Source organism: Pseudomonas sp. AC193 (genome assembly GCF_979258075.1).
In genome coordinates this window covers 5828218-5850550 of record NZ_OZ409832.1, presented here as the reverse complement: position 1 = coordinate 5850550, position 22333 = coordinate 5828218, and the positions used below count along the sequence as shown (strand labels likewise).

General features: G+C 60.6%; 20 protein-coding genes. 9 read left to right on the top strand and 11 right to left on the bottom strand.

What is annotated here, in order from left to right; genetic code table 11:
• Nucleotides 1–286: 286 nt before the first annotated feature.
• The 6 genes from ACZZ0D_RS26255 to pilG form a co-directional block, all read right to left on the bottom strand.
• Nucleotides 287–754, bottom strand: a complete 468-nt coding sequence (locus ACZZ0D_RS26255) for a chemotaxis protein CheW (protein WP_159811879.1) — start codon at nt 752–754, stop codon at nt 287–289.
• The gene (locus tag ACZZ0D_RS26250) at nt 747–6647 is read right to left on the bottom strand and encodes a hybrid sensor histidine kinase/response regulator (protein WP_463554638.1); all 5901 of its coding nucleotides are present in this window, start codon (nt 6645–6647) and stop codon (nt 747–749) included. Before ACZZ0D_RS26250 ends, ACZZ0D_RS26255 begins: the two co-directional genes overlap by 8 nt.
• Before the next feature lie 11 nt (nt 6648–6658).
• A complete protein-coding gene (locus ACZZ0D_RS26245; protein ID WP_463554637.1) occupies nt 6659–8707 on the bottom strand; it encodes a methyl-accepting chemotaxis protein in 2049 nt (682 codons plus the stop codon).
• Nucleotides 8708–8850: 143 nt separating this feature from the next.
• Entirely contained in the window at nt 8851–9390 is a 540-nt protein-coding gene (locus ACZZ0D_RS26240) for a chemotaxis protein CheW (RefSeq protein WP_007913675.1), read from the bottom strand.
• A 10-nt stretch (nt 9391–9400) separates the two neighbouring features.
• The gene (gene pilH, locus ACZZ0D_RS26235) at nt 9401–9766 is read right to left on the bottom strand and encodes a twitching motility response regulator PilH (protein WP_053124759.1); all 366 of its coding nucleotides are present in this window, start codon (nt 9764–9766) and stop codon (nt 9401–9403) included.
• A gap of 60 nt (nt 9767–9826) precedes the next feature.
• Nucleotides 9827–10231, bottom strand: coding sequence for a twitching motility response regulator PilG (pilG, locus tag ACZZ0D_RS26230; RefSeq protein ID WP_007913673.1), 405 nt, complete (start codon nt 10229–10231; stop codon nt 9827–9829).
• Between the two features lie 225 nt (nt 10232–10456).
• Between pilG and gshB the strand changes: the two genes are divergently transcribed.
• From gshB to ACZZ0D_RS26195, 7 genes are all read left to right on the top strand, one after another.
• Nucleotides 10457–11410 carry a glutathione synthase gene (gene gshB / locus ACZZ0D_RS26225; protein ID WP_053124703.1) on the top strand — a complete coding sequence of 318 codons (954 nt, stop codon included), beginning with the start codon at nt 10457–10459 and terminating at the stop codon, nt 11408–11410.
• A 77-nt stretch (nt 11411–11487) separates the two neighbouring features.
• Nucleotides 11488–12387, top strand: coding sequence for an energy transducer TonB (locus ACZZ0D_RS26220; protein WP_463554636.1), 900 nt, complete (start codon nt 11488–11490; stop codon nt 12385–12387).
• 136 nt (nt 12388–12523) lie between these two features.
• Complete coding sequence (locus ACZZ0D_RS26215) at nt 12524–13096, top strand: YqgE/AlgH family protein (protein WP_053124707.1); 573 nt, start codon at nt 12524–12526, stop codon at nt 13094–13096.
• Nucleotides 13096–13533: a Holliday junction resolvase RuvX gene (ruvX, locus tag ACZZ0D_RS26210; RefSeq protein ID WP_158833532.1), complete on the top strand. Its 438-nt coding sequence runs from the start codon at nt 13096–13098 to the stop codon at nt 13531–13533. The genes ACZZ0D_RS26215 and ruvX overlap by 1 nt, the downstream gene beginning before the upstream one ends.
• Nucleotides 13534–13613: 80 nt before the next feature.
• On the top strand, nt 13614–14120 hold the full coding sequence (gene pyrR / locus ACZZ0D_RS26205; protein WP_053124709.1) for a bifunctional pyr operon transcriptional regulator/uracil phosphoribosyltransferase PyrR: 507 nt from the start codon (nt 13614–13616) through the stop codon (nt 14118–14120).
• Nucleotides 14121–14147: 27 nt separating this feature from the next.
• Nucleotides 14148–15152 (top strand): aspartate carbamoyltransferase catalytic subunit, encoded by a 1005-nt coding sequence (locus ACZZ0D_RS26200; protein ID WP_007913665.1) that lies wholly within the window; start codon nt 14148–14150, stop codon nt 15150–15152.
• Complete coding sequence (locus ACZZ0D_RS26195) at nt 15149–16420, top strand: dihydroorotase (RefSeq protein ID WP_159811883.1); 1272 nt, start codon at nt 15149–15151, stop codon at nt 16418–16420. The genes ACZZ0D_RS26200 and ACZZ0D_RS26195 overlap by 4 nt, the downstream gene beginning before the upstream one ends.
• A gap of 147 nt (nt 16421–16567) precedes the next feature.
• On the opposite strand, the gene ACZZ0D_RS26190 is transcribed toward ACZZ0D_RS26195, so the two are convergent.
• Nucleotides 16568–16999: an NINE protein gene (locus ACZZ0D_RS26190; protein WP_053124713.1), complete on the bottom strand. Its 432-nt coding sequence runs from the start codon at nt 16997–16999 to the stop codon at nt 16568–16570.
• A 250-nt stretch (nt 17000–17249) separates the two neighbouring features.
• Here ACZZ0D_RS26190 and ACZZ0D_RS26185 point away from each other — a divergent pair, with 250 nt between their 5' ends.
• Nucleotides 17250–17873, top strand: a complete 624-nt coding sequence (locus tag ACZZ0D_RS26185) for a C40 family peptidase (RefSeq protein ID WP_053124715.1) — start codon at nt 17250–17252, stop codon at nt 17871–17873.
• Between the two features lie 80 nt (nt 17874–17953).
• On the opposite strand, the gene rpoH is transcribed toward ACZZ0D_RS26185, so the two are convergent.
• From rpoH to ftsY, 4 genes are all read right to left on the bottom strand, one after another.
• The gene (gene rpoH, locus ACZZ0D_RS26180; RefSeq protein WP_042561557.1) at nt 17954–18808 is read right to left on the bottom strand and encodes an RNA polymerase sigma factor RpoH; all 855 of its coding nucleotides are present in this window, start codon (nt 18806–18808) and stop codon (nt 17954–17956) included.
• Nucleotides 18809–18923: 115 nt separating this feature from the next.
• On the bottom strand, nt 18924–19949 hold the full coding sequence (gene ftsX / locus ACZZ0D_RS26175) for a permease-like cell division protein FtsX (protein ID WP_053124717.1): 1026 nt from the start codon (nt 19947–19949) through the stop codon (nt 18924–18926).
• On the bottom strand, nt 19946–20617 hold the full coding sequence (gene ftsE / locus ACZZ0D_RS26170; RefSeq protein WP_003229148.1) for a cell division ATP-binding protein FtsE: 672 nt from the start codon (nt 20615–20617) through the stop codon (nt 19946–19948). Before ftsE ends, ftsX begins: the two co-directional genes overlap by 4 nt.
• The gene (ftsY, locus tag ACZZ0D_RS26165) at nt 20614–22107 is read right to left on the bottom strand and encodes a signal recognition particle-docking protein FtsY (protein WP_463554635.1); all 1494 of its coding nucleotides are present in this window, start codon (nt 22105–22107) and stop codon (nt 20614–20616) included. The genes ftsE and ftsY overlap by 4 nt, the downstream gene beginning before the upstream one ends.
• Between ftsY and ACZZ0D_RS26160 the strand changes: the two genes are divergently transcribed.
• The gene (locus ACZZ0D_RS26160) at nt 22106–22300 is read left to right on the top strand and encodes a hypothetical protein (RefSeq protein ID WP_053124721.1); all 195 of its coding nucleotides are present in this window, start codon (nt 22106–22108) and stop codon (nt 22298–22300) included. The two genes, ftsY and ACZZ0D_RS26160, sit on opposite strands and share 2 nt — an antisense overlap.
• Nucleotides 22301–22333 lie beyond the last annotated feature (33 nt).

Here is a 22333-nt window from a genome sequence, read left to right as displayed (position 1 = left end):
GCCGCAGCTCCTACAGGGGCAGGGATTCATAATCCAAGATTGAGCTTGCTCGCGATGAGGCCATTCGAACAACGCTTCGACACCTGTTCACACTTCAAAAGCCCCTCACCCTAGCCCTCTCCCGGAGGGAGAGGGGACTGATTGGGGGATATTTCAGAGGTGCGCCGACCTGATTCTGTTGTGTTGAATCCATAATCGATTTGGTTTTTCAGGTCGATGCATGACGCCAGACACCTCGGTCGGCCCCCTCTCCCTCCGGGAGAGGGCTGGGGTGAGGGTCAGGCCGTCAAACCAGATCAGCCTCCACCAACAACTTCTCCAACCCCAACAAATCCGGCACCTTCGCCACTTGCTCCCCGACCTGCACCGCCGCCTGCTCCAGCGCACACAACGGCACGTCGACATAGCTCAACTGGCTATCAAGCTTGTACGACCGCGGAATCCCCTGCACCAGCAGCGCAATGAACTTCAACTCCGGCAACCCGCCCAGCGCATTCAAAATCACGATCCGAGCGCGCTCGCCAATCACAATTTTCTGTCCGCACGCCGATTCAAAACTGAGCAACGGAATCCGCCGTTCACGCCACGTCACCCGCCCCAGATACCACGGCGGCGTATCCAGATCGAAGGCACTGGCCTGATAGTCGATCAGCTCAGCTACGGCGACGTTGGGCAGGATCAAATTGCGATCCGCCAACGGCAGCAGCAGCCCGGTCAGTTGGCTGCTGCGCTGATTGTGCCGGCGCTCATGCATGTTTCTTGCTCCATTGGGCAATGCTTTCGAGCAGCACCGATTCCTGGTACGGCTTGCCGAGGTAGTCGTTGACGCCGATGGCCATCGCACGATCACGGTGTTTTTGCCCGGTGCGCGAGGTAATCATGATGATCGGCAAGTGTTGCAGGCGTTCGTCGTTGCGCACCTGGGTGGCGACTTCGAAGCCGTCCATGCGCGGCATTTCGATGTCGAGCAGCATCAGGTCGGGCATGTGTTCTTCGAGCAGCAGCATCGCATCGACTCCGTCCTTGGCGGTCAGCACGTTCATGCCGTGGCGTTCGAGCAAGCGGCTGGTGACCTTGCGCACGGTGACCGAGTCGTCGACCACCATCACCAGCAGCGGCTTTTGCGGTTCGCTGTCGATCTCCGGCAGCGTCGGCGTTTGCGCAATGCGCGCCTGCATCGCCCGAATCGGTGCGAGCAGATCGAGAATCAGCACCACCCGGCCATCGCCAAGAATCGTCGCCCCGGACACGCCCTGCAGCGCCGCGAATTGCGCGCCGAGGCTCTTCACCACGATCTCGCGCGTGCCCGCCATCACGTCGACTTGCACGGCAATATGCCGGTCGTTGTAGTGCACCAGCAGCACCGGCAATGGCAGGTTCTGCCCGAGCAGTTTTGGCCGTGGCGCAGTTTTCAGCAGTTCGCCGAGGTAGCACAGTTCATAGGTCTGGCCGCCGTATTGATAGCGCGGCGGATCCTGACGGAAGTGCCCTTCGAGATCATTCGGCAACACGCGAACAATGCCTTCGATGGTGTTCAGCGGAATCGCGTATTGATCCTCACCGCATTGCACCATCAACGCGCGGTTGACCGACACGGTGAACGGCAGACGAATGCGGAAATGCACGCCCTGCCCCGGCACCGAATCGATGCTCATGGTGCCGCCGAGTTGCCGCACCTCTTCGTGCACCACGTCCATGCCGACACCACGCCCGGAAATCTGGGTGATTTTTTCCGCTGTGGAAAACCCCGGCTGAAGGATGAACTGCAACACATCGCGGTCGCTGATCTCGGCATTCGGCGCGAGCAAACCACGCTTGATCGCCTTGTTGCGCACCGCTTCCAGCGGTACACCGGCGCCGTCATCGCGGATGTCGAAAACGATGTCGCCGCCCTCGCGAGACAGGTCGAGGCTGATCTGCCCTTGCGCCGGTTTACCCGCCGCCAGCCGCACTTCGGCGGACTCCAGACCATGATCGACGGCGTTGCGCAGCATGTGTTCCAGCGGCGCGGCCATGCGTTCGAGCACGCTGCGATCCATCTCGCCTTCAGCGTTGCCGACGACAAACGCGACGTCTTTGTTCAGCTCTTCGGCGACCTGACGGACGATGCGTTTCAGGCGCGGCAACATGCGCTCGAACGGCACCATGCGCGTGCGCATCAGGCCTTCCTGCAACTCGGTGTTGATGCGGCCCTGTTGCTGCAACAGGTTCTCCGCGTCGTGGTTGCGGCGGTCGAGGGTTTCTTTCAGATCGAGCAAGTCAGAGGCGGATTCGAACAGCGCTCGCGACAGTTGCTGCAACTGCGAATGGCGATCCATTTCCAGCGGATCGAATTCTTCGTAACCGAGGCGTTCGGCATCCGCTTGCTGGCGACTGAGAATCCGCCCCTGGGTTTCGGTGTCGAGACGGCGCAACTGATCGCGCATCCGTTCGATGGTGGTTTCCATCTCGTTCAGAGCAATCTGTGCGTCGTTGACCTGCTGCTCGATACGGCCCCGGAAGATCGAGGTTTCCCCGGCCAGATTCACCAGTTCATCCAGCAGTTCGGCGGAGACCTTGACCATGTCCGCGCCAACGTCGGCCGCCGGCGGTGCGGCCTCGGTTTTAGCTGCAACCGGCAGCAGCACCGGCGGCGTTTCAATGGTCGCCGGATGACTGAAATTCTGAATCGCATTGATCAGCCGATCGGCCGGCGGGCACGGTTGCCCGGCACGCACCGCGTCGAGCATCTGCGCCAGTCGGTCATGCCCGCGCTGCACCAGCGCAAACAGTTCGGTCGAGGCTTGCAGCGAACCGGCCGACAGACTTTCGTAAAGGTATTCCAGCTCATGGGCGAGGTCGCCGATCGGGCCGATCTCGACCATCCGCGCGCCACCCTTGAGGGTGTGCAGATCGCGCAGCAGGGTTTCGATTTCCTGTCGATTACCCGGCTCGGCCTGCCAGCGCAGCAGCGCGGCGCCGGAGTTTTCGATGATGTCGAAACCTTCTTCGAGGAAGATCTCCAGCAGCTCCGGATCGTGACTGGCGCTGTCATGATCGGCGGTGGCTGGCGGCGTTTCGGCGATGCCTGGCCCCTGCCGCACTTGGCGGATCGCTTCAATCAGATCGTGCGCCGGCGTCAGTGGCTGATGGTTTTGCAACTGATCAAGCAACAGCGCCAAGCGGTCATGACTCTTGAGCAGCAAGCGCCCCAAAGTTTCGCTGTAGTTGTAGCGACGATCGACCAGGCCTTCGTAAAGGCTTTCCAGCTCCTGAGCGAGATCGCCGATGGCCTCGACTTCAGCCATGCGCGCGCCGCCCTTGAGCGTGTGCAAATCGCGCTGCAAGGATGACAACGGCGCGCTGTTGTCCGGGTCACTCAGCCAGCGCTGCAAGGCTTGGCCGGCGCTGTCGAGAATATCCACGGCCTCTTCGAGGAAGATCTCGACGATCTCGTCGTCCGCTTCAAAAGCGCTGGCCGTTTGTTGCAGTTCGGCGGTGGCGCTGCCCAGTTCGCGGATGCTCAGGGTGCGGCTGCCGTCGCTGCGAATCAGGCCCATCGACGACGGGTCGAGGCTTTCATCGAGCAGATCATGCAACGCGCGGATTCGCTCGGGCTGCGGGGTGACTTCCTGGCCGGCAGCCAGTTCGTCGAGCATGTTGATCAGCGCTTCGTGGGCATTTTGCGCTTCGTGAAAAAACCGCTCGCTGACCGCCAGACTGCTTTCTTCGACGGCGCCGTAAAGATCGAGCAAGGCCTCGCACAACACATCGACCGGCAGCAGATCGGCGAGGTGCGCGCCCTCGCCCAGCGTGGTCAATTCATCGAGCAGCGCGCTGAGTTCCTGACGCTCGCCGGGGTGCTGCTGCCAGCGCTGCAACAGGCTTTCGGCGTCGAGGAGGATGTCCATGCCTTGGGCGAGAAAGTTGTTGATCAGTTGCGGGTCGCGCTTGATCCGCAGGCCGGTGTTCGGCGCATCGAGGATCGACGCCAGCCGCTCGGCCAGCAGTTCATCGGTGCGCTTGATCAGCGACTGCGCGCCGACAATCGGCGCCAGCGGATCGTGTTTGAGCTGACGCAAACCGACGCGAAACAAGCCCTCGGCTTCAAGGAGCAATTCCACTTCATCGAGATCCAGCGGCAACTGGTGCGCCTTGAATTCGCGAGCGAGTTGATCGAGCGGCGCGGCCAGTTCGGCAATCGGCAACACGCCGGCCATCGACGCGCTGCCCTTGAGCGTGTGCAGGGCGCGCTGCAATTCGTCGCTGGCTTGCAACGGCACATGCTCGGCCGCTTGATCTAGAAAACGGTTGAAGCTGGCGAGGTGGGTTTCCGCCTCGTTGCGGAAGATCTCCAGCAACAGTGGGTCGAGCGCTGCGACATCGTCGACGTCTTCAGCGGCCATCGGCTCGTCACCCTTGGCCAAGGCGTGCGCGCGGGCGGCGAGTTGATCGACATCGCTGCGCTGACGCTGGCGGTTGATGGCGAATTCGCTGATCAGTTCCGGCAGCAACAGCACCGTGTCGGTCAGCAGTTGCTGGACGACCGAGCCGGGTTCGACACTTTGTTCGAGCACACGATTGAGCAGGTTTTCCACCGACCAGGCCAGCTCACCGAGGATCAGCGCGCGCACCATACGTCCGCTGCCCTTCAAGGTGTGGAAGGCGCGGCGCAGCTCAGTCAGCGCATCGCGATCCTGCGGATTGGCAGCCCAGCGCGGCAGGTATTCGTGGAGGACTTCGAGGACTTCATCGGTCTCTTCTAGGAACACTTCGCGCAGCTCATCGTCGACCGGTTCTTCATCGGCCGGCGGCGGCATCAGGCTGCCGGGAGTGATCAGTGCCGGCGGGTTGAGCGCTGACACCGGGCTGGCCAACACGTCGGCCAGCGACTGCACGATGTCCGGATCGTCGAGCGCCTGCATGTCCTGCATCACCAACGCTTCGCTAGGGCTGAGCACGTCGTCGAGCACGGGAACATGCGGCTCATTTGGAAAGAACCCCAGACTGGCGAGGGATTTCTGCGCGACATCCAGCAGTTGTTCGCCCGGTGCCTGCGGGTCGTCGCTCAAGCGTTCAAGGTAATACTCAAGGCTGCTGATGACATCGGCCAGATGATCCAGTTGTTCCCAACCCGGTTCGTGCGGATCGAGCAACAAATGTTCGCGGATAAAACCGTTGCACGCCTCGACCAAGCTCGCCGCGCGGTTCAGTGGAATCATCGCCAATGCACCACGCACTTGAGTCAGCAGCGCCGGCAACGGTTGCAGGTGTTGGCGATCCCAATCGGCGTCGATGTAGTCGACGATCATGTCCTTGGCCTGTTGCAGACAGATGCGCGCTTCCTTGATGACGATCTGATGGATCTGCGTCAGGTCGGTGGTCGGCAGGCGCGCGTCTTCCGGGCTTTCCGGCTCGACGGTGCCGACCATCCCGGCCAGCGTCGCCTCGACGTAGAGCAAGGCGCCGGCGACGTCCATCAGGATCGCGTCGTTCGGTTCGCGCTGGCCCTGGGCAAGGCTCAGCACCACCGCCAATTGATCGATGATGACTTTGCGCGGCTGACCGAATCCGAGCACGGCGAGGGTGTCGGCGATTTGCCTCAGCGGCGCCAGCAAACTCTCCAGATCCGAGGTGTGCTGACGGTCGCTGCGCACGAACAGGTCGAGGCGCTCCTTGACCCGCACCAGTTCTTCACACAGTGCCGCCAACACCGAGCGCATGGCATCGCGGTCGGGGCCAGCGAGGCGCGCGCGTTCTTCATCGACCATCGCGCTGTCGGGCAGCGCGTCGTCCAGGGAGTAGCGATCTTTCATGGTCAGCATCTGCCCGGTGGGATGTTCGGCTTTGGCAATATAGAACAACAGGCTTTTCAGCAGCTCCGGCGGTGGCGGCTGGTTGAGGCCGGCCATTCCTTGATCGAGCAGACGCTTGAACTCTTTGTCGGCGTCCTTGAACAGGCTGCGCAGCGCCGGGCTGTTGGCGATCACGCCTTCGCGCATGCCTTCGACCAGCGCCGAGGCGACTTGCCACAACGGACTCAGCGGTGTGTCGCCGCTTAACGCTTCGAGGCGGGTGAAGACTTTCGCCAGATAACCGAGGTGGGTCTGGTCGTCCTGTTCACGCAGCAAACCGACCAGGGCCATTTGCAGTGTCTGCCGGAGTTTGCGCAGCACGTTCGGCAACTCTGGCGGTTCCAGCAGCGCCAAGGCCTCTGCGCTCAGCGGCGGCAGCTCGGGCAGTTGCGGGCTGAACAGGCTGGTTTCTGATAACAGGCTTTCGCCACGGGCGCTGCGCAGATCGTTGATCAGCGGCAGCACCACCAGCGGTAAATCACGCCGGGCGCTTTGCACGCGGTCGAGGTAGATCGGCAATTGCCCGAGCGCTTGCAGCAACAGATGCAGCGCTTCGTCGCGATGGCTGACGCGCTCTTGCTGCAGGGCTTCGACCAGATGTTCCATCTCTTCGGCGAGCAAAGCTGCGCCGTAGAATTCGACCATCTGCAGGCTGCCGTGCACCTGATGGATGTAATCCAGGCACTCGTCCAGCCCCGGAAAAGCCTGCGGGTCATCGAGCACGGCTTCAATCGCCTGATGCGCCTGTTTCAGCGTTTCGGCAATTTCGCCTTTGACCCACTCGAGGGCCACATAGTCGTGCCGATCACCCATAACCACTCCACTCACGCTTTGTCTTTCGCCGCCGGCAAGGTGAATCCGGACACCGAGCGCCGCAGCTGGCTGGCCATTTTCGTCAGGTTGCCGATGCTCTCAGCGGTGGCGGTGGAGCCGGACGAGGTCTGCGAGGTGATCTGCTGGATCACATTCATCGTCAGGGAAATCTGCCCGGCCGACGTCGTCTGCTGCTGCGCCGCGTTGGAGATGCTTTGAATCAGCGCCGCGAGGGTTTTCGACACGCCTTCGATTTCTTCCAGGGCCACACCGGCATCCTGCGCCAGTCGCGCGCCGCGCACCACTTCGGTGGTGGTTTGTTCCATGGAAATAACGGCTTCGTTGGTATCGGTCTGAATCGCCCGCACCAGGGTTTCGATCTGCCGAGTGGCGGCGGACGAGCGCTCGGCCAACCGTTGCACTTCGTCGGCAACCACAGCAAAACCGCGCCCGGCATCACCGGCCATCGACGCCTGAATCGCGGCGTTGAGGGCGAGGATGTTGGTCTGGTCCGCGATGTCATCGATCAGGCTGACGATATCGCCGATTTCCTGCGACGACTCACCGAGACGCTTGATGCGCTTGGCGGTGTCCTGAATCTGTTCGCGAATGTTGTCCATGCCGTGGATGGTGTTGTGCACCACCTCGTTGCCTTTGTTGGCGATCTCCACGGAACGCTCGGCTACCGCCGAAGACTCGGCAGCGTTGGCCGAGACCTGATCAATGGATTCAGCCATATCGCTGATCGCCGTCGAGGCTTCGGAGATCTGCTGGGCCTGATGCTCCGAGGCTTGCGCCAGGTGCATGGCGGTGGCCTGGGTTTCCTGCACGGCGGCGGCGACCTGGCCGGCGGTGAGGTTGATGGTGGCGACCAGGTCGCGCAGTTGGTCGACGGAATAGTTGATCGAGTCGGCGATGGTGCCGGTAAAGTCTTCGGTCACCGAGGCGGTCACGGTGAGGTCGCCGTCGGCCAGGTCTTCAATCTCGTCGAGCAAACGCATGATCGCGTTCTGGTTGCGCTCGTTCTTCTCGGCGGTTTCGCGCAGTTGCCGGTTGGTTTCGCGCACCATGACCATGCCGATCAGGATGATCGAGGCCAGTGCCAGCAAACCGAGGACGTAGCCGCCGATGGTGTCGGTGTTGCGCCCGCCCGCGAGGTTTTCAAAACCGGTGGCCAGGTGCGAGGCTTCGTCGAGCAGGGTTTGCGAGAGGCTGAAGATATTGCTCGCCGATTCGCGAACCTTGAACAGTTCCGGCGAGGTTTCGAGGATTTCATCGACGGAACCGGAGACGAACTGGAACAGCTCGGAGATTTCGCTCAAACGCGCGCGGGCGTCACGGTCTTCGACCTGAGTGATTTTCAGCGTCGTATTGCCTTGCAGCATGCCGTTGAGCACTTGGCCAAAACGGGTGGCGTCGCGACCAAAGGCATCGGCGGCTTGCTGCGAGTTTTCGTCACCAGCGAGCACGGTGTTGACCGCGCCAAGGATGCGCTCGGCCAGCAGCGATTGACGCTGGGCCATCGCTACTTGTGCAGCCGGGGCACCACGCTGAAGGAGGATTTCGACGACTTTTTCGTATTCGATCTGCAACTGCGGCACGGTTTCGGCCAGGGTCGCGGCGACCTGATGCAGCGACAATACAGTCTGTTCGCTGGAGAGGATGGCGTCGGTGTTTTTCAGCAGACGTTCCCAGTCCAGCTGCACGGCGCGCATTTCCGGGCGCACGGTGGCAGGGGCTGGCGGCAGGCCGGTGACCGGGTCGCCTTTCTTCAGGTAACCCCAGCGCAGGGCGAAATCGTTGCGCGCATCGCTCAGCAACTTGAACGCCGCAGCCTTGCCGGCGGCGGCTTCGGTGGCGTTTTTGGCGATGCGCTGCGAGAGCACGCGCAGCTCACCGGCGTGGCCGATGTACTGTTTGTCGTAATTCGCCTGGGTGTTGAGGTAAGCGAAGTTGGCGAACAGCAGCATGATGAACACGATCAGTGCGATGAACAGCACGATGATCTGCGAGCGACTGCGCGATCCTTCCGCCGGCTTGCCTGTTTTTGCTTTTATCATCGGTCCTCGCCTATGAGACCTGCCACGATCCAATGTGGGAGCGGGCTTGCTCGCGAATGCGGTGGGTCAGCCAGCATCAATGTTGAATGTCTGACCGTATTCGCGAGCAAGCCCGCTCCCACATGGGTTCTCTGTTGTTTCGACTAGATTGCGACACTCATGAACACCGGGGATTTCGCCAGGGCAAACAGGCTGAACACCCGCCAGTTCTGCTCGCGCCGAAAATAGCCTTTGACGAACTCGGCCTTGGAGCCCTGGCGCTTGCTGATCGAGATCGGTTCGAAGCTGTCCTGCTCGAAATGCTGCAGACCAATAACCTCATCGACCATCAGCCCGGCAAACACGTCCCCATGCTCCACCACCAACACCCGCCGCTGTTTGCGCAACGGCGACAGTTCATGCCCGAAGAAACCACACAAATCCATGATCGGCAGCAACCGTCCGCGCAGATTAGCCACACCCTTGACCCACGGCTTGACCCCGGGCAACTGGGTGAAACGCGGTTCGTGCAGCACTTCGCTGACTTCGCCCATCGGCGCCACATACCAGTGTTCGCCGAGGCGAAAGCCGATGCCGCTCCAGCGATCCTGGCGCGCCGGTTGCGACGGCAAGTCCGCCGCCAGCAAGCGGCAGCGCTGATCGATCTGCCAGAGCAGTTCGAACGCGGTCAGCGATTCGCTCATGGTTGCGCGATCAGCCTTTGAGTACGTTGTTCAGGGTCTTGATCAGGGTGTCTTCGTCGACCGGTTTGGTCAGGTAGTCCTTGGCGCCCTGACGAGTGCCCCAGACCTTGTCGGTTTCCTGATCCTTGGTGGTGATAATGATCACCGGGATGTGCGTGGTGTCGGCATCCTTGGTCAACTGGCGGGTTGCCTGAAAACCGTTGAGGCCGGGCATGACGATGTCCATCAGTACCGCATCAGGTTTTTCCTGACGGGCCAGGGCCACGCCGTCCGCGCCGTTTTCGGCCTTCAACACTTCATGGCCGTGCTTTTCCAGCATGCCGGTGAGTTTGTACATTTCAGTCGGCGAATCATCGACGATCAGGATACGTGCCATGGTTTTCCCCATTTTTCTTGTCGACGCCCGGCCCGCTGACCGCGCGTCTCTGTACGTGTCTTACTGCGGCAAAACGGCGGCAAAGCCCGGAACATGGGCCTGAATCGCGTTGAGCAGTTCTTCCTTGCTGAAAGGCTTGGTCAAAAATTGATCAGAACCGACAATCCGCCCCTTGGCCTTGTCGAACAGCCCGTCGCGCGATGACAACATGATCACCGGTGTCGCCTTGAACGCGCTGTTGTTCTTGATTAAAGCGCAGGTCTGATAACCATCCAGACGCGGCATCATGATGTCGACAAAAATGATCCCGGGGTGGTTATCGGCGATCTTGGCCAGGGCGTCGAAACCGTCGATCGCCGTGATCACTTCGCAACCGACATTCTTCAACAATGTTTCGGCGGTGCGACGAATCGTTTTCGAGTCGTCGATCACCATGACCTTCAAGGCGCTGGACTGCTGTTCCATAAGAGGGCTCTACCGTCGCCTTTGCGAATCAAATTGTCCGTTTTGCTATGAGTAATGGCCGGAAACCCTTGATGCTTAAGGGCCAGCACGATATGCCAGCCTTTTTAGCACAGTCTCCAGATCCAATCTATCGACGGGTTTTCCCTTGACCGAAAACCCACCCGGCGCCACTCTGGCGGCACTTTTTCAATACCGATCCGGTAGCCAATTTTCGAGGAAAACCCAATGAGCGTTCGCGTCGGGATTGTCATGGACCCTATCGCCAGCATCTCCTATAAAAAGGATAGCTCGCTGGCCATGCTGCTGGCCGCGCAAAAGCGCGGCTGGGAACTGTTCTATATGGAACAGCGCGACCTGTATCAGGGCGAAGGTCAGGCACGTGCGCGCATGAAGCCGCTGAAAGTCTTCGCCAACCCGGAAAAATGGTTCGAACTGGACGCCGAGCAGGACAACCTGCTGAGCGATCTGGACGTGATCCTGATGCGCAAGGATCCGCCGTTCGACATGGAGTTCGTCTACTCCACCTACCTGCTTGAACAGGCTGAAACCGCCGGCGTACTGGTGGTGAACAAGCCGCAGAGCCTGCGCGACTGCAATGAAAAGCTGTTCGCCACGCTATTCCCGCAGTGCACGCCGCCAACCATCGTCAGCCGCCGTGCCGATGTGCTGCGCGAATTTGCCGCCAAACATGGCGACGTGATCCTCAAGCCGCTGGACGGCATGGGCGGCACTTCGATCTTCCGTCACCGCGCGGGCGACCCGAACCTGTCGGTGATTCTGGAAACCCTGACCGCCCTCGGTGGGCAGCAGATCATGGGCCAGGCCTACCTGCCAGCGATCAAGGACGGCGACAAACGCATCCTGATGATCGACGGCGAGCCGGTGGATTACTGCCTGGCGCGGATTCCGGCGCAGGGCGAAACCCGTGGCAACCTCGCCGCCGGTGGTCGTGGCGAAGCGCGTCCGCTGACCGAGAAAGATCGCTGGATCGCCGCCCAAGTCGGCCCGACCCTGCGTGAGAAAGGCTTGCTGTTCGTCGGTCTCGACGTGATCGGCGAGAGCCTGACCGAAATCAACGTGACCAGCCCGACCTGCATCCGTGAAATCGACAACGCGTTTGGCACTGATATCGGCGGCATGCTCATGGATGCCATCGATCAGAAGCTTAAAGCTCGTTGAGATAGAACAACCAAGATGCGACCAACATTGCGTTATCATGCCCGGCCTTTGAAAAACGCGATGTTGGTTTTCTTGAAATGACCCTCCCGTCCGATCTGCCCGCTGAACTCGCCCATCGTGGCGTGCGCCCGGCCGATCGCCTCGGTTTTACCCTATTCCTTGCGGCGCTGATTCATTTGGCGTTGCTGCTCGGCGTCGGCTTCACGATGGTCGAGCCCAAGCAAATCAGCAAAACCCTGGAAATTACCCTCGCCACTTTCAAGAGCGAAAAGAAGCCGGAGAAGGCGGATTTTCTCGCTCAGGAAAATCAGGAAGGCAGCGGCACGCTGGACAAAAAGGCGATTCCGAAGACCACTGAGGTCGCGCCGTTCCAGGACAATCAGGTCAAAAAAGTCACGCCGCCACCGGCCGCCAAGCCGGAAGTGCAGGAAGCCGCGCCCAAAGCAGCGGTGACCACCGTGGCACCGAAGCCGAAAAAGGCGCCGACCAAGAAAGAAGAGACCAAGACTGAAGTGAAACCGTCGGTCGACGCGCCGACGTTCGACAGCTCGCAGCTGTCCAGCGACATCGCCAGCCTTGAAGCCGAACTGGCCAAAGAACAACAGCTGTACGCCAAACGCCCGCGCATTCATCGCTTGAGCGCTGCGTCGACCATGCGCGACAAGGGCGCCTGGTATAAAGACGAATGGCGCAAGAAGGTCGAGCGCATCGGCAACCTGAATTATCCCGACGAAGCGCGGCGCAAGCAGATCTACGGCAATTTGCGCCTGATGGTCTCGATCAATCGCGACGGCTCGCTGTATGAAGTGCTGGTGCTGGAATCGTCTGGCCAGCCGCTGCTGAACCAAGCGGCGCAGCGCATCGTCCGGTTAGCGGCGCCGTTTGCACCGTTTACCGGCGACCTGTCGGACATCGACCGCCTGGAAATCATCCGCACCTGGAAATTCGCCCGCGGCGACCGCTTGTCCAGCAATTAGGGGCAAGATCAAAAGATCGCAGCCTTCGGCAGCTCCTACAGTTTGGCCTGTGCTCCCCTGTAGGAGCTGCCGAAGGCTGCGATCTTTTGGCGGCTTCAGCTTGTCAGTTTGCCCCCCGAACGCCACACTAGCGCACATGAAAAACGTCAGCCCCAGCTACCTCAAGCATCACTTCCTGATCGCCATGCCTCACATGGCCGACCCGAACTTTGCCCATACCTTGACCTACATCGTCGAGCACACGGCCAATGGCGCGATGGGGATTGTGGTCAATCGACCGCAAGAGCTGAATCTGGCCGACATTCTCGAGCAACTGCGCCCGGACATCGACCCGCCAGCACTCTGCCAGCACGTGCCGATCTTCATCGGCGGGCCGGTACAGACTGATCGCGGTTTTGTCCTGCATCCGGCGGGCAAAACCTTCCAGGCCACCGCACAGCTGGACGGCGACCTGTCGCTGTCGACCTCGCAAGACGTGTTGTTCGCCATCGCGGACGGCGTCGGCCCGGCGAAAAGCCTGATCGCTCTCGGCTATGCGGGTTGGGAAGCCGGGCAACTGGAAGCGGAAATGGCCGACAACGCCTGGCTGACCTGCCCGTACGACGCCGACATCCTCTTCAACACCAGCAGCGAACTGCGCCTCGAAGCGGCGGCCAAGCACCTGGGGATCAACCTCAGCCTGCTGACCAGCCAGGCAGGTCACGCCTGATGGCGCTGCGTCTGATTCTCGGCTTCGACTACGGCACCAAACAGATCGGCGTTGCCGTCGGTCAGGTAATCACTGGCCAGGCCCGCGAGCTGTGCACCTTGAAGGCACAGAACGGCGTTCCCGACTGGAACCAGGTCGAAGCGCTTATAAAAGAATGGAAACCCGACGCCGTGGTCGTCGGCCTGCCGCTGAACATGGACGGCACGCCGAGCGAAATGTGCCTGCGCGCGGAGAAATTCGCCCGCCGCCTCAACGGCCGCTTCAATGTGCCCTTCTATACCCACGACGAGCGCCTGACCACGTTCGAGGCCAAAGGCGAGCGACTGGCCCGTGGCGGCCAAAAAGGCAGTTACCGCGATAACCCGGTGGACGCCATCGCTGCCGCGCTGCTGTTGCAGGGCTGGCTTGATGAAAACACTGCATTGTTTGAATCCTGACAAGCGCTTCGGCGCTTTTCTTTTGAGTGAAAAACCGAGTCGTGTCCAAGGATCCGACTCGCCCCCAACAAGGAGCAACCATGAGCCTGCCAAATCCCGCCGATCTGATCAGTCAGATGGCGACCCGCCTCAAGGCGCACCTTGCCCAGCGTGACATCACTGAACCGCGCTACATCGGCATCCGCACCGGCGGCATCTGGGTCGCGCAGGCCTTGCTCAAGGAATTGGGCAGCGACGCGCCACTGGGCACGCTGGATGTTTCTTTCTACCGCGACGACTTCAGCCAGAACGGCCTGCACCCGCAAGTGCGGCCGTCCGCCCTGCCCTTCGAGATCGAAGGCCAGCATCTGGTGCTGATCGACGACGTACTGATGAGCGGCCGCACCATCCGCGCCGCTCTCAATGAATTGTTCGACTACGGCCGCCCGGCCAGCGTGACCCTGGTCTGCCTGCTGGATCTGGACGCTGGTGAGCTGCCGATCCGCCCGAACGTGGTCGGCGCGACCTTGGCGCTGGCCGCTCACGAACGGGTAAAGCTGTCCGGCCCCGAGCCGTTGACGCTCGAACTGCAAGACATGTCCCTTTAATCCGCCCTATTGAGAGTCCCCTTCGCGATGACGCCTCTAGATACCAAGCGCCCGCTGCAGCTCAATGATCAGGGCCAGCTGCGCCACTTCCTCTCGCTCGACGGCCTGCGCCGCGAGTTGCTGACGGAAATCCTCGACACTGCTGACTCGTTCCTCGAAGTCGGTGCCCGGGCGGTGAAGAAAGTCCCGTTGCTGCGCGGCAAGACCGTGTGCAACGTGTTCTTCGAAAACTCCACGCGCACCCGCACCACCTTCGAACTGGCGGCCCAGCGGCTGTCGGCGGACGTGATCACCCTGAACGTATCGACATCGTCGGCGAGCAAGGGTGAAACGCTGCTCGACACCCTGCGCAACCTCGAAGCCATGGCCGCCGACATGTTCGTCGTGCGCCACGGTGATTCCGGTGCCGCGCACTTCATCGCCGAACACGTTTGCCCGCAAGTGGCGATCATCAACGGCGGCGACGGCCGTCACGCGCACCCGACGCAGGGCATGCTCGACATGCTCACTATTCGTCGGCACAAGGGCGGTTTTGAAAACCTCTCGGTGGCCATCGTCGGCGACATCCTGCACTCGCGGGTCGCACGCTCGAACATGCTCGCCCTGAAAACCCTCGGTTGCCCGGACATCCGCGTGATCGCGCCGAAAACCCTGCTGCCGATCGGCATCGAGCAATACGGCGTGAAGGTCTACACCGACATGACCGAAGGCCTGAAAGACGTCGACGTGGTGATCATGTTGCGCCTGCAGCGTGAACGCATGACCGGCGGCCTGCTGCCGAGCGAAGGCGAGTTCTACCGTTTGTTCGGCCTGACCACAGCACGTCTGGCCGGGGCCAAACCCGATTGCATCGTCATGCACCCGGGGCCGATCAACCGCGGCGTGGAGATCGAGTCGGCAGTGGCCGACGGCCCGCACTCGGTGATCCTCAATCAGGTCACCTACGGCATCGCAATTCGTATGGCTGTGCTGTCCATGGCCATGAGCGGACAAACCGCGCAGCGTCAATTCGAGCAGGAGAACGCCCAGTGAAGCTCAGCATTCTCGGCGCACGCGTCATCGATCCAAGCAGCGGCCTGGATCAAATCACCGACATTCACGTTGAAGCCTGCAAGATCGTCGCCCTCGGCGCCGCTCCAGCGGGTTTCACGGCAGTAGAAACCATCGACGCCCAAGGTCTTGTCGCCGCTCCGGGCCTCGTCGACCTCAACGTTGCCCTGCGCGAGCCGGGTTACAGCCGCAAAGGCTCGATCATCAGCGAAACCCGCGCCGCCGCTGCCGGTGGCGTGACCAGCCTGTGCTGCCCGCCGAAAACCAAACCGGTGCTCGACACCTCCGCCGTGGCCGAACTGATCCTCGACCGCGCCCGCGAGGCCGGCAACACCAAGGTGTTCCCGATTGGCGCGCTGAGCAAAGGTCTGGACGGCGAGCAACTGGCTGAACTGGTGGCACTGCGCGACGCCGGTTGTGTGGCGTTCGGCAACGGTCTGGAGAGCTTCCGCAATACGCGCACGCTGTGCCGGGCGCTGGAATATGCGGCGACGTTTGATCTGACGGTGATCTTCAACTCGCAGGATCATGATCTGGCCGAAGGTGGTTTGGCTCACGAAGGCGCGGTGGCCAGCTTCCTCGGTCTGCCGGGGATTCCGGAAACCGCTGAAACGGTGGCATTGGCTCGAGATCTGCTGCTGGTCGAGCAATCCGGCGTGCGTGCGCACTTCAGCCAGTTGACCAGCGCGCGCGGCGTCGCCCTGATCGCTCAGGCCCAGGCCCGTGGTTTGAAGGTGACGGCGGATGTCGCGTTGTATCAGCTGATTCTGACCGACGAAGCGCTGATCGACTTCAGCAGTCTCTATCACGTGCAACCGCCGCTGCGTACCCGCGCTGACCGCGATGGTCTGCGTGAAGCGGTGAAATCCGGGGTGATCTCGGCGATTTCCAGCCATCACCAACCACACGAACGTGACGCCAAACTGGCACCGTTCGGCGCGACTGAGCCGGGCATCAGCAGTGTTGAGTTGTTGCTGCCATTGGCGATGACGTTGGTGGAGGATGGTTTGCTCGATCTGCCGACCTTGCTCGCGCGTCTGAGTGCTGGCCCGGCTGAGGCGTTGCGTTTGCCGGCGGGCAAGCTGGCGGTGGGTGGGGCGGCGGATATCGTGCTGTTCGACCCGCAGGCTTCGACGGTGGCCGGTGAGAACTGGCTGTCGAAGGGCGAGAACTGCCCGTTCCTGGGGCACAGCCTGCCGGGTGTGGTTCGCTATACGCTGGTGGATGGGCGGATTAGCCACCAGGCTTGATGCTGAGGGATATTGTGGCGAGGGGATTTATCCCCGTTCGGCTGCGAAGCAGTCGCGAAGCCATTGCACGCGGTGGATCATATCCACCGCGTTCTCGTATTCAGGGCCGCTTCGCAGCCCAACGGGGATAAATCCCCTCGCCACAGGTTACTGGAAAGCGCCGCGATTCTGCGCGTTACGCACCGAGACCTGATCATTCAGCGTCCAGAAGTCATACAGCACGCCAATAAAGAACAACCCGCCCGTGAGCAGATACACCAGCCCGCTGATCCATTTCCCCTGATACATACGGTGTACGCCGAATACCCCGAGGAACGTCAGCAGAATCCACGCGACGTTGTATTCGATCGGCCCTGCGGTAAAACGCAGATCGGCCTCACGATCCATCGCCGGGATCAGGAACAGGTCGATCAGCCAGCCGATGCCGAGCAAACCGAAGGTAAAAAACCAGATCGTCCCGGTCACAGGTTTGCCGTAATAGAAGCGGTGAGCGCCGGTGAAGCCAAGAATCCACAGCAGATAACCGATCACCTTGCTGTGCGTGTCCTGCGGTTGAGCAACCTGCTGATAGCGGTTCATGAATGACCTCATTTGCCTCGATAGATAAATATTTTCTGCATCTTTGTGACTTTTTTGTGTCGAGCCGACAAGTGGCTCTTCACTGTTACACATTGCGCAAAGCCTTGTGGGGCTTGGGTTCTGTCCGACAATTGAGTCAAATTGCCGCTTGTTGAGCGAAATTGACCACCGGATTGAATCGACCAACGGCCTCGGAAGGGACAAAAAAGCTGTTATAAAGTTGCGCGCTACCACTTAAGAGCCACGCCTAATGCGACCATTTTTCAAGACATGGCTAACCATCTGCCTATTAATGCCACTGGCCGCCCACGCCACCAATCGTGAGCAACGTCTTCCTAACGTTAACGGCTTTACCCCTAAATCCCATGCTTCGGCTCCTTCGAGCAAAAGCAGCAAAAGCAAAACCACCACGCTGAGCAGCAAGAACCACAGCAAGCTGGTGCCACCGATGGCGAGCAAGGAGAGCAGCAACGTGCTCAGCCGCGCTGTAAACGTCCTCGGTACACCTTATCGTTGGGGCGGCAGCAGCCCAAGTAAAGGCTTCGATTGCAGCGGTCTGGTGAAATACGCGTTTAACGACGCCACATTCGACCTGCCACGCACTTCCAACGCCATGGCCAGCGGTCATGGGGTGAAGGTCGAGCGCAACGATCTCAAGCCCGGCGACCTGATCTTTTTCAACATCAAGAGCCGTCGAGTCAACCACGTTGCCATCTACCTGGGCAATGATCGCTTCATCCACGCGCCGCGTCGCGGCAAGTCGGTGAGCATCGATACGCTGAACAAGCCGTATTGGGAAAAGCATTACGTCGTCGCCAAGCGCGTATTGCCTAATGAACCGGCCAGCAAGCAATTGCGCGTTGTTCAGCGCTGATCTGATTCAGCTTTAAACGCGACATACAAAAACGCCCCGATCATTGCTGATCGGGGCGTTTTTTATTGCCTGTTCGCCGGTTACGCAGCGATCGACAACTTGAGCTTGTTCATCGCGCTCTTCTCGAGCTGACGGATACGCTCAGCCGACACGTTGTACTTCTGCGCCAGGTCGTGCAGCGTGGCTTTCTCTTCTGCCAGCCAGCGCTGATAGAGGATGTCACGGCTGCGTTCGTCCAGCACTTCGAGTGCTTCGTGCAGGTTGTTGTTGGAGTTGTCGCTCCAGTCGGCATCTTCCAGTTGACGCGCCGGGTCGTACCGGTGGTCTTCCAGGTAGTTGGCCGGCGACTGGAAAGCGCTGTCGTCGTCGGCTTCAGCAGCCGGGTCGAAGGCCATGTCATGGCCGGTCAGGCGACTTTCCATCTCGCGCACTTCACGCGGTTCCACACCGAGGCTTTCCGCCACACGGTGGACTTCCTCGTTGTTCAGCCACGCCAGACGTTTCTTCTGGCTGCGCAGGTTGAAGAACAGCTTGCGCTGGGCCTTGGTGGTCGCGACTTTCACAATGCGCCAGTTGCGCAGGATGAACTCGTGAATTTCCGCCTTGATCCAGTGCACGGCGAACGACACCAGACGCACACCCATTTCCGGGTTGAAGCGCTTGACCGCCTTCATCAGGCCGACGTTACCTTCCTGGATCAGGTCAGCCTGAGCCAGACCGTAGCCGGAATAGCTACGGGCAATGTGTACGACAAAACGCAGGTGGGCGAGCACCATCTGCCGAGCCGCCCCCAAATCCTGCTCATAGTAGAGACTCTCGGCCAGTTCACGCTCCTGCTCCGGCGTCAGCAATGGAATGCTGTTGACGGTGTGCACGTAAGCTTCCAGGTTCGCACCCGGAACCAACGCATACGCAGGTTGCAAAGAATTGGTCATACGAAAAAACCTCCGACTTACATACTCGTGCTTCTCAGCACTGCGAAAAATTGACCGGGAATTCAAACGAGAGTTCCCATAAAAACCGCGAGGTCAATCACGCGCAAAAAAGATTCTACTTCGGCGCCAGCTCCCTGAGATGACGTGCGACTGCAATCCATGCACCGATATAACCCAACAGCACCGCGCCAAGCAAGAGCGACAGACCGTCGGCAACTGGCACGCCGGCCAGTGCGAAATCACTGCCGTACAACCCGGCCAGCCCAACCACCGCATCGTTCAGCCAGTTCAGGCCGAACGCCAATACACCCCAGGACAACAGCCCCGCACCGAAGCCATACAACGCGCCCATATAGAGGAAGGGACGTCGCACATAACTGTCAGTGCCGCCGACGAGTTTAATCACTTCTATCTCGGTGCGGCGGTTTTCAATATGAAGACGAATGGTATTGCCTATCACCAAAAGTAATGCAGAAACCAACAGCACCGTCAGACCGAAGACAAAACGATCGCCGAGCTTGAGGATGGCGGCCAGACGTTCGACCCAGACTAGATCAAGTTGCGCCTGTTGTACCTTGGGCAGCTCGGAAAGTTTTTGTCTTAATGCTTCCAGCGTCGGCTTGTCGACTTCGTTCGGCGTCACCAGTACCACGCCCGGCAATGGGTTCTCAGGCAGCTCGCGCAGGGCTTCGCCCAGTCCGGACTGCTGCTGGAACTCTTCCAGAGCCTGATCACGGCCGACATATTCAGCATCAGCAACGCCGGGCATGCCTTTGATCTGCTCGCGCAACGACTCGCCCTGCTCCGGGCTCGCGTCGAGTTGCAGATACAACGAGATCTGCGCCGCACGCTGCCACGAACCACCGAGACGCTCGACGTTGTTCAGCAGCAACGACAAGCCCATTGGCAGGCTCAGCGCGACCGCCATCACCATGCAGGTGAAGAAGCTGCCGATCGGCTGCTTGCCGAGGCGACGCAGGCTGTCGAGCAGGCTGGCGCGATGGCTTTCGATCCACGCGCGGAACAGCGTGGCGAAGTCCGGGCCATCGTCATCGTCGTGCTTTTTCTTTTTCTGCGGCTGCGGATCGGCGGCTTTCGGCGCCACGCGCTCGGAAACCTTGGGGCTGCGTGTCGCACTCATACCCCAGCCTCCCCGTCGCCGATCAATCGGCCACGTTGCAGGGTCAGCATGCGGTGCCGCATGCGCGCGATCAGTGCCAGGTCGTGACTGGCGATCAGCACGCTGGTGCCCAGCCGGTTGATGTCTTCGAACACGCCCATGATTTCCGCCGCCAGACGCGGGTCGAGGTTACCGGTCGGTTCGTCCGCCAGCAGCAAGGCCGGGCGGTGCACGATGGCGCGGGCAATGCCGACGCGCTGTTGCTGACCGGTCGACAGATCGCCTGGGTACAGATCGGTTTTATCCGACAGCGCCACACGCTCCAGCGCCGAATCGACACGCTTGGCGATTTCGGCCTTGGACAGCCCGAGAATCTGCAGCGGCAAGGCGACGTTGTTGAACACCGTGCGATCGAACAGCAACTGGTGATTCTGGAACACCACGCCGATCTGCCGGCGCAGAAACGGAATCTGCGCGTTGCTGATGGTGCTCAAGTCTTGCCCGGCCAGCAGCAGTTTGCCGCTGGTCGGACGTTCCATCGCCAGCAACAGGCGCAATAACGTGGATTTACCGGCACCGGAGTGGCCGGTGACAAACAAGAACTCGCCACGACGGACTCGAAAGCTCAGCTCATGCAAGCCGACGTGACCGTTCGGGTAGCGTTTACCGACCTGTTCGAAACGAATCATGAACGCTCCCGCTCGGCAAAGAGTGCCTGGACAAAGGGTTCTGCTTCAAAAGTACGCAAGTCGTCGATGCCTTCACCGACGCCGATGTAGCGGATCGGCAGGCCGAACTGCTTGGCCAGGGCGAAAATCACCCCGCCCTTGGCGGTGCCGTCGAGCTTGGTCAGCGCCAGGCCGGTCAGTTCGACGGTCTGGTTGAATTGCTTGGCCTGATTGATGGCGTTCTGGCCAGTACCGGCATCGAGCACCAGCAGCACTTCGTGCGGCGCGTCGGCGTCGAGCTTGCCGATCACCCGGCGAACCTTTTTCAGCTCTTCCATCAGGTTGTCTTTGGTGTGCAGACGACCGGCGGTGTCAGCGATCAACACGTCGATGCCACGGGCCTTGGCGGCTTGCACGGCGTCGAAGATCACCGAGGCGGAGTCGGCGCCGGTGTGCTGAGCGATGACCGGAATCTTGTTGCGCTCGCCCCAGACCTGCAATTGCTCAACGGCAGCGGCGCGGAAGGTGTCACCGGCGGCAAGCATGACTTTCTTGCCTTCCAGTTGCAGCTTCTTCGCCAGTTTGCCGATGGTGGTGGTCTTGCCGGCGCCGTTGACGCCGACCACCAAAATCACGAAAGGCTTGTTCTGCGAGGCGATTTTCAGCGGTTGTTCAACCGGTTTGAGCATCGCGGCCAGTTCGGCCTGCAGGGATTTGTACAGCGCGTCGGCGTCGGCCAGTTCTTTACGAGCGACCTTCTGGGTCAGGCGCTGGATGATCTGCGTGGTGGCTTCGACACCGACGTCAGCGGTGAGCAGACGGGTTTCGAGGTCATCGAGCAGATCGTCGTCAATGGTTTTGCGGCCGAGGAACAGGCTGGCCATGCCCTCGCCGATGCTGGCGCTGGTTTTCGACAGGCCTTGCTTGAGGCGGGCGAAGAAACCGGCTTTGGTTTCTTCGGTACGCGGGGCTTCGACGGGTGCTTCAGCGATCACTTCAACTGGCGCAACTGGCTCAGCGATAACCGGTGCAGGTGCAGGTGCAGGTGCAGGTGCAGCCTCGGGCTCTTGAATAACCGGAGCAACCGGCTCAATGAATACCGGGGCAACCGGCTCAGCAACCACCGGCACAGGCTCGACAATCGGCTCAACCACCGGTGCAGGAATCACCGGCGTAATGTGCGGCGCAGCCTCTTCAACCAACGCCACCGGCTCTTCTGCCACCGGCAAGGTCAGCCACGGCTCGGCCGCCGGGGTCAGCGGCAATTCCGCCGCTACTGGCACCTCCGGCTCGGGTTCCGGCTCAACCGGTTGCAATACCGGTTCGGCAATCGGCAGAACGATCGGTGCCGGCTCTTCTTCTATTACCGGCGCCGGCGCGGGAGCGGGTTCAGGAATCGCGGGCGGCTGTTCGACGACGGGTTCCTGCGGTTTCTTACGCAGCCATCCGAACAGGCTTTTCTTCTCGCCAGCCGCAGCTGGGGTCTTCTTGTCGTCGTTGGAACCAAACATGGAGGACGGCTATCTCACGGTAGCGACGCGCCATAAGGGCGCCCCGGCAAATAAATATTCGATGCAGAACAGACTGTGTTTCATCCAGCTTGTTCACGCGCAACATTTTGTCGAGGCGCCAGAGGCACCTCAAAGGTCGATTAATACGAAGGACTGGAACGGCATCTTCGGCGAAAACGCAGAGTTTAGCTGACAAACTCAAAGCTTCTGCCGGGAACCCATACAA

Bases quoted from the DNA above. Each gene is read 5' to 3' on its own strand.
- ACZZ0D_RS26255 (WP_159811879.1), bottom strand. From the start codon at position 754: ATGCATGAGCGCCGGCACAATCAGCGCAGCAGCCAACTGACCGGGCTG.
- ACZZ0D_RS26250 (WP_463554638.1), bottom strand. From the start codon at position 6,647: ATGGGTGATCGGCACGACTATGTGGCCCTCGAGTGGGTCAAAGGCGAA.
- ACZZ0D_RS26245 (WP_463554637.1), bottom strand. From the start codon at position 8,707: ATGATAAAAGCAAAAACAGGCAAGCCGGCGGAAGGATCGCGCAGTCGC.
- ACZZ0D_RS26240 (WP_007913675.1), bottom strand. From the start codon at position 9,390: ATGAGCGAATCGCTGACCGCGTTCGAACTGCTCTGGCAGATCGATCAG.
- pilH (WP_053124759.1), bottom strand. From the start codon at position 9,766: ATGGCACGTATCCTGATCGTCGATGATTCGCCGACTGAAATGTACAAA.
- pilG (WP_007913673.1), bottom strand. From the start codon at position 10,231: ATGGAACAGCAGTCCAGCGCCTTGAAGGTCATGGTGATCGACGACTCG.
- gshB (WP_053124703.1), top strand. From the start codon at position 10,457: ATGAGCGTTCGCGTCGGGATTGTCATGGACCCTATCGCCAGCATCTCC.
- ACZZ0D_RS26220 (WP_463554636.1), top strand. From the start codon at position 11,488: ATGACCCTCCCGTCCGATCTGCCCGCTGAACTCGCCCATCGTGGCGTG.
- ACZZ0D_RS26215 (WP_053124707.1), top strand. From the start codon at position 12,524: ATGAAAAACGTCAGCCCCAGCTACCTCAAGCATCACTTCCTGATCGCC.
- ruvX (WP_158833532.1), top strand. From the start codon at position 13,096: ATGGCGCTGCGTCTGATTCTCGGCTTCGACTACGGCACCAAACAGATC.
- pyrR (WP_053124709.1), top strand. From the start codon at position 13,614: ATGAGCCTGCCAAATCCCGCCGATCTGATCAGTCAGATGGCGACCCGC.
- ACZZ0D_RS26200 (WP_007913665.1), top strand. From the start codon at position 14,148: ATGACGCCTCTAGATACCAAGCGCCCGCTGCAGCTCAATGATCAGGGC.
- ACZZ0D_RS26190 (WP_053124713.1), bottom strand. From the start codon at position 16,999: ATGAACCGCTATCAGCAGGTTGCTCAACCGCAGGACACGCACAGCAAG.
- ACZZ0D_RS26185 (WP_053124715.1), top strand. From the start codon at position 17,250: ATGCGACCATTTTTCAAGACATGGCTAACCATCTGCCTATTAATGCCA.
- rpoH (WP_042561557.1), bottom strand. From the start codon at position 18,808: ATGACCAATTCTTTGCAACCTGCGTATGCGTTGGTTCCGGGTGCGAAC.
- ftsX (WP_053124717.1), bottom strand. From the start codon at position 19,949: ATGAGTGCGACACGCAGCCCCAAGGTTTCCGAGCGCGTGGCGCCGAAA.
- ftsE (WP_003229148.1), bottom strand. From the start codon at position 20,617: ATGATTCGTTTCGAACAGGTCGGTAAACGCTACCCGAACGGTCACGTC.
- ACZZ0D_RS26160 (WP_053124721.1), top strand. From the start codon at position 22,106: ATGGAGGACGGCTATCTCACGGTAGCGACGCGCCATAAGGGCGCCCCG.
- ftsY (WP_463554635.1), bottom strand. From the start codon at position 22,107: ATGTTTGGTTCCAACGACGACAAGAAGACCCCAGCTGCGGCTGGCGAG.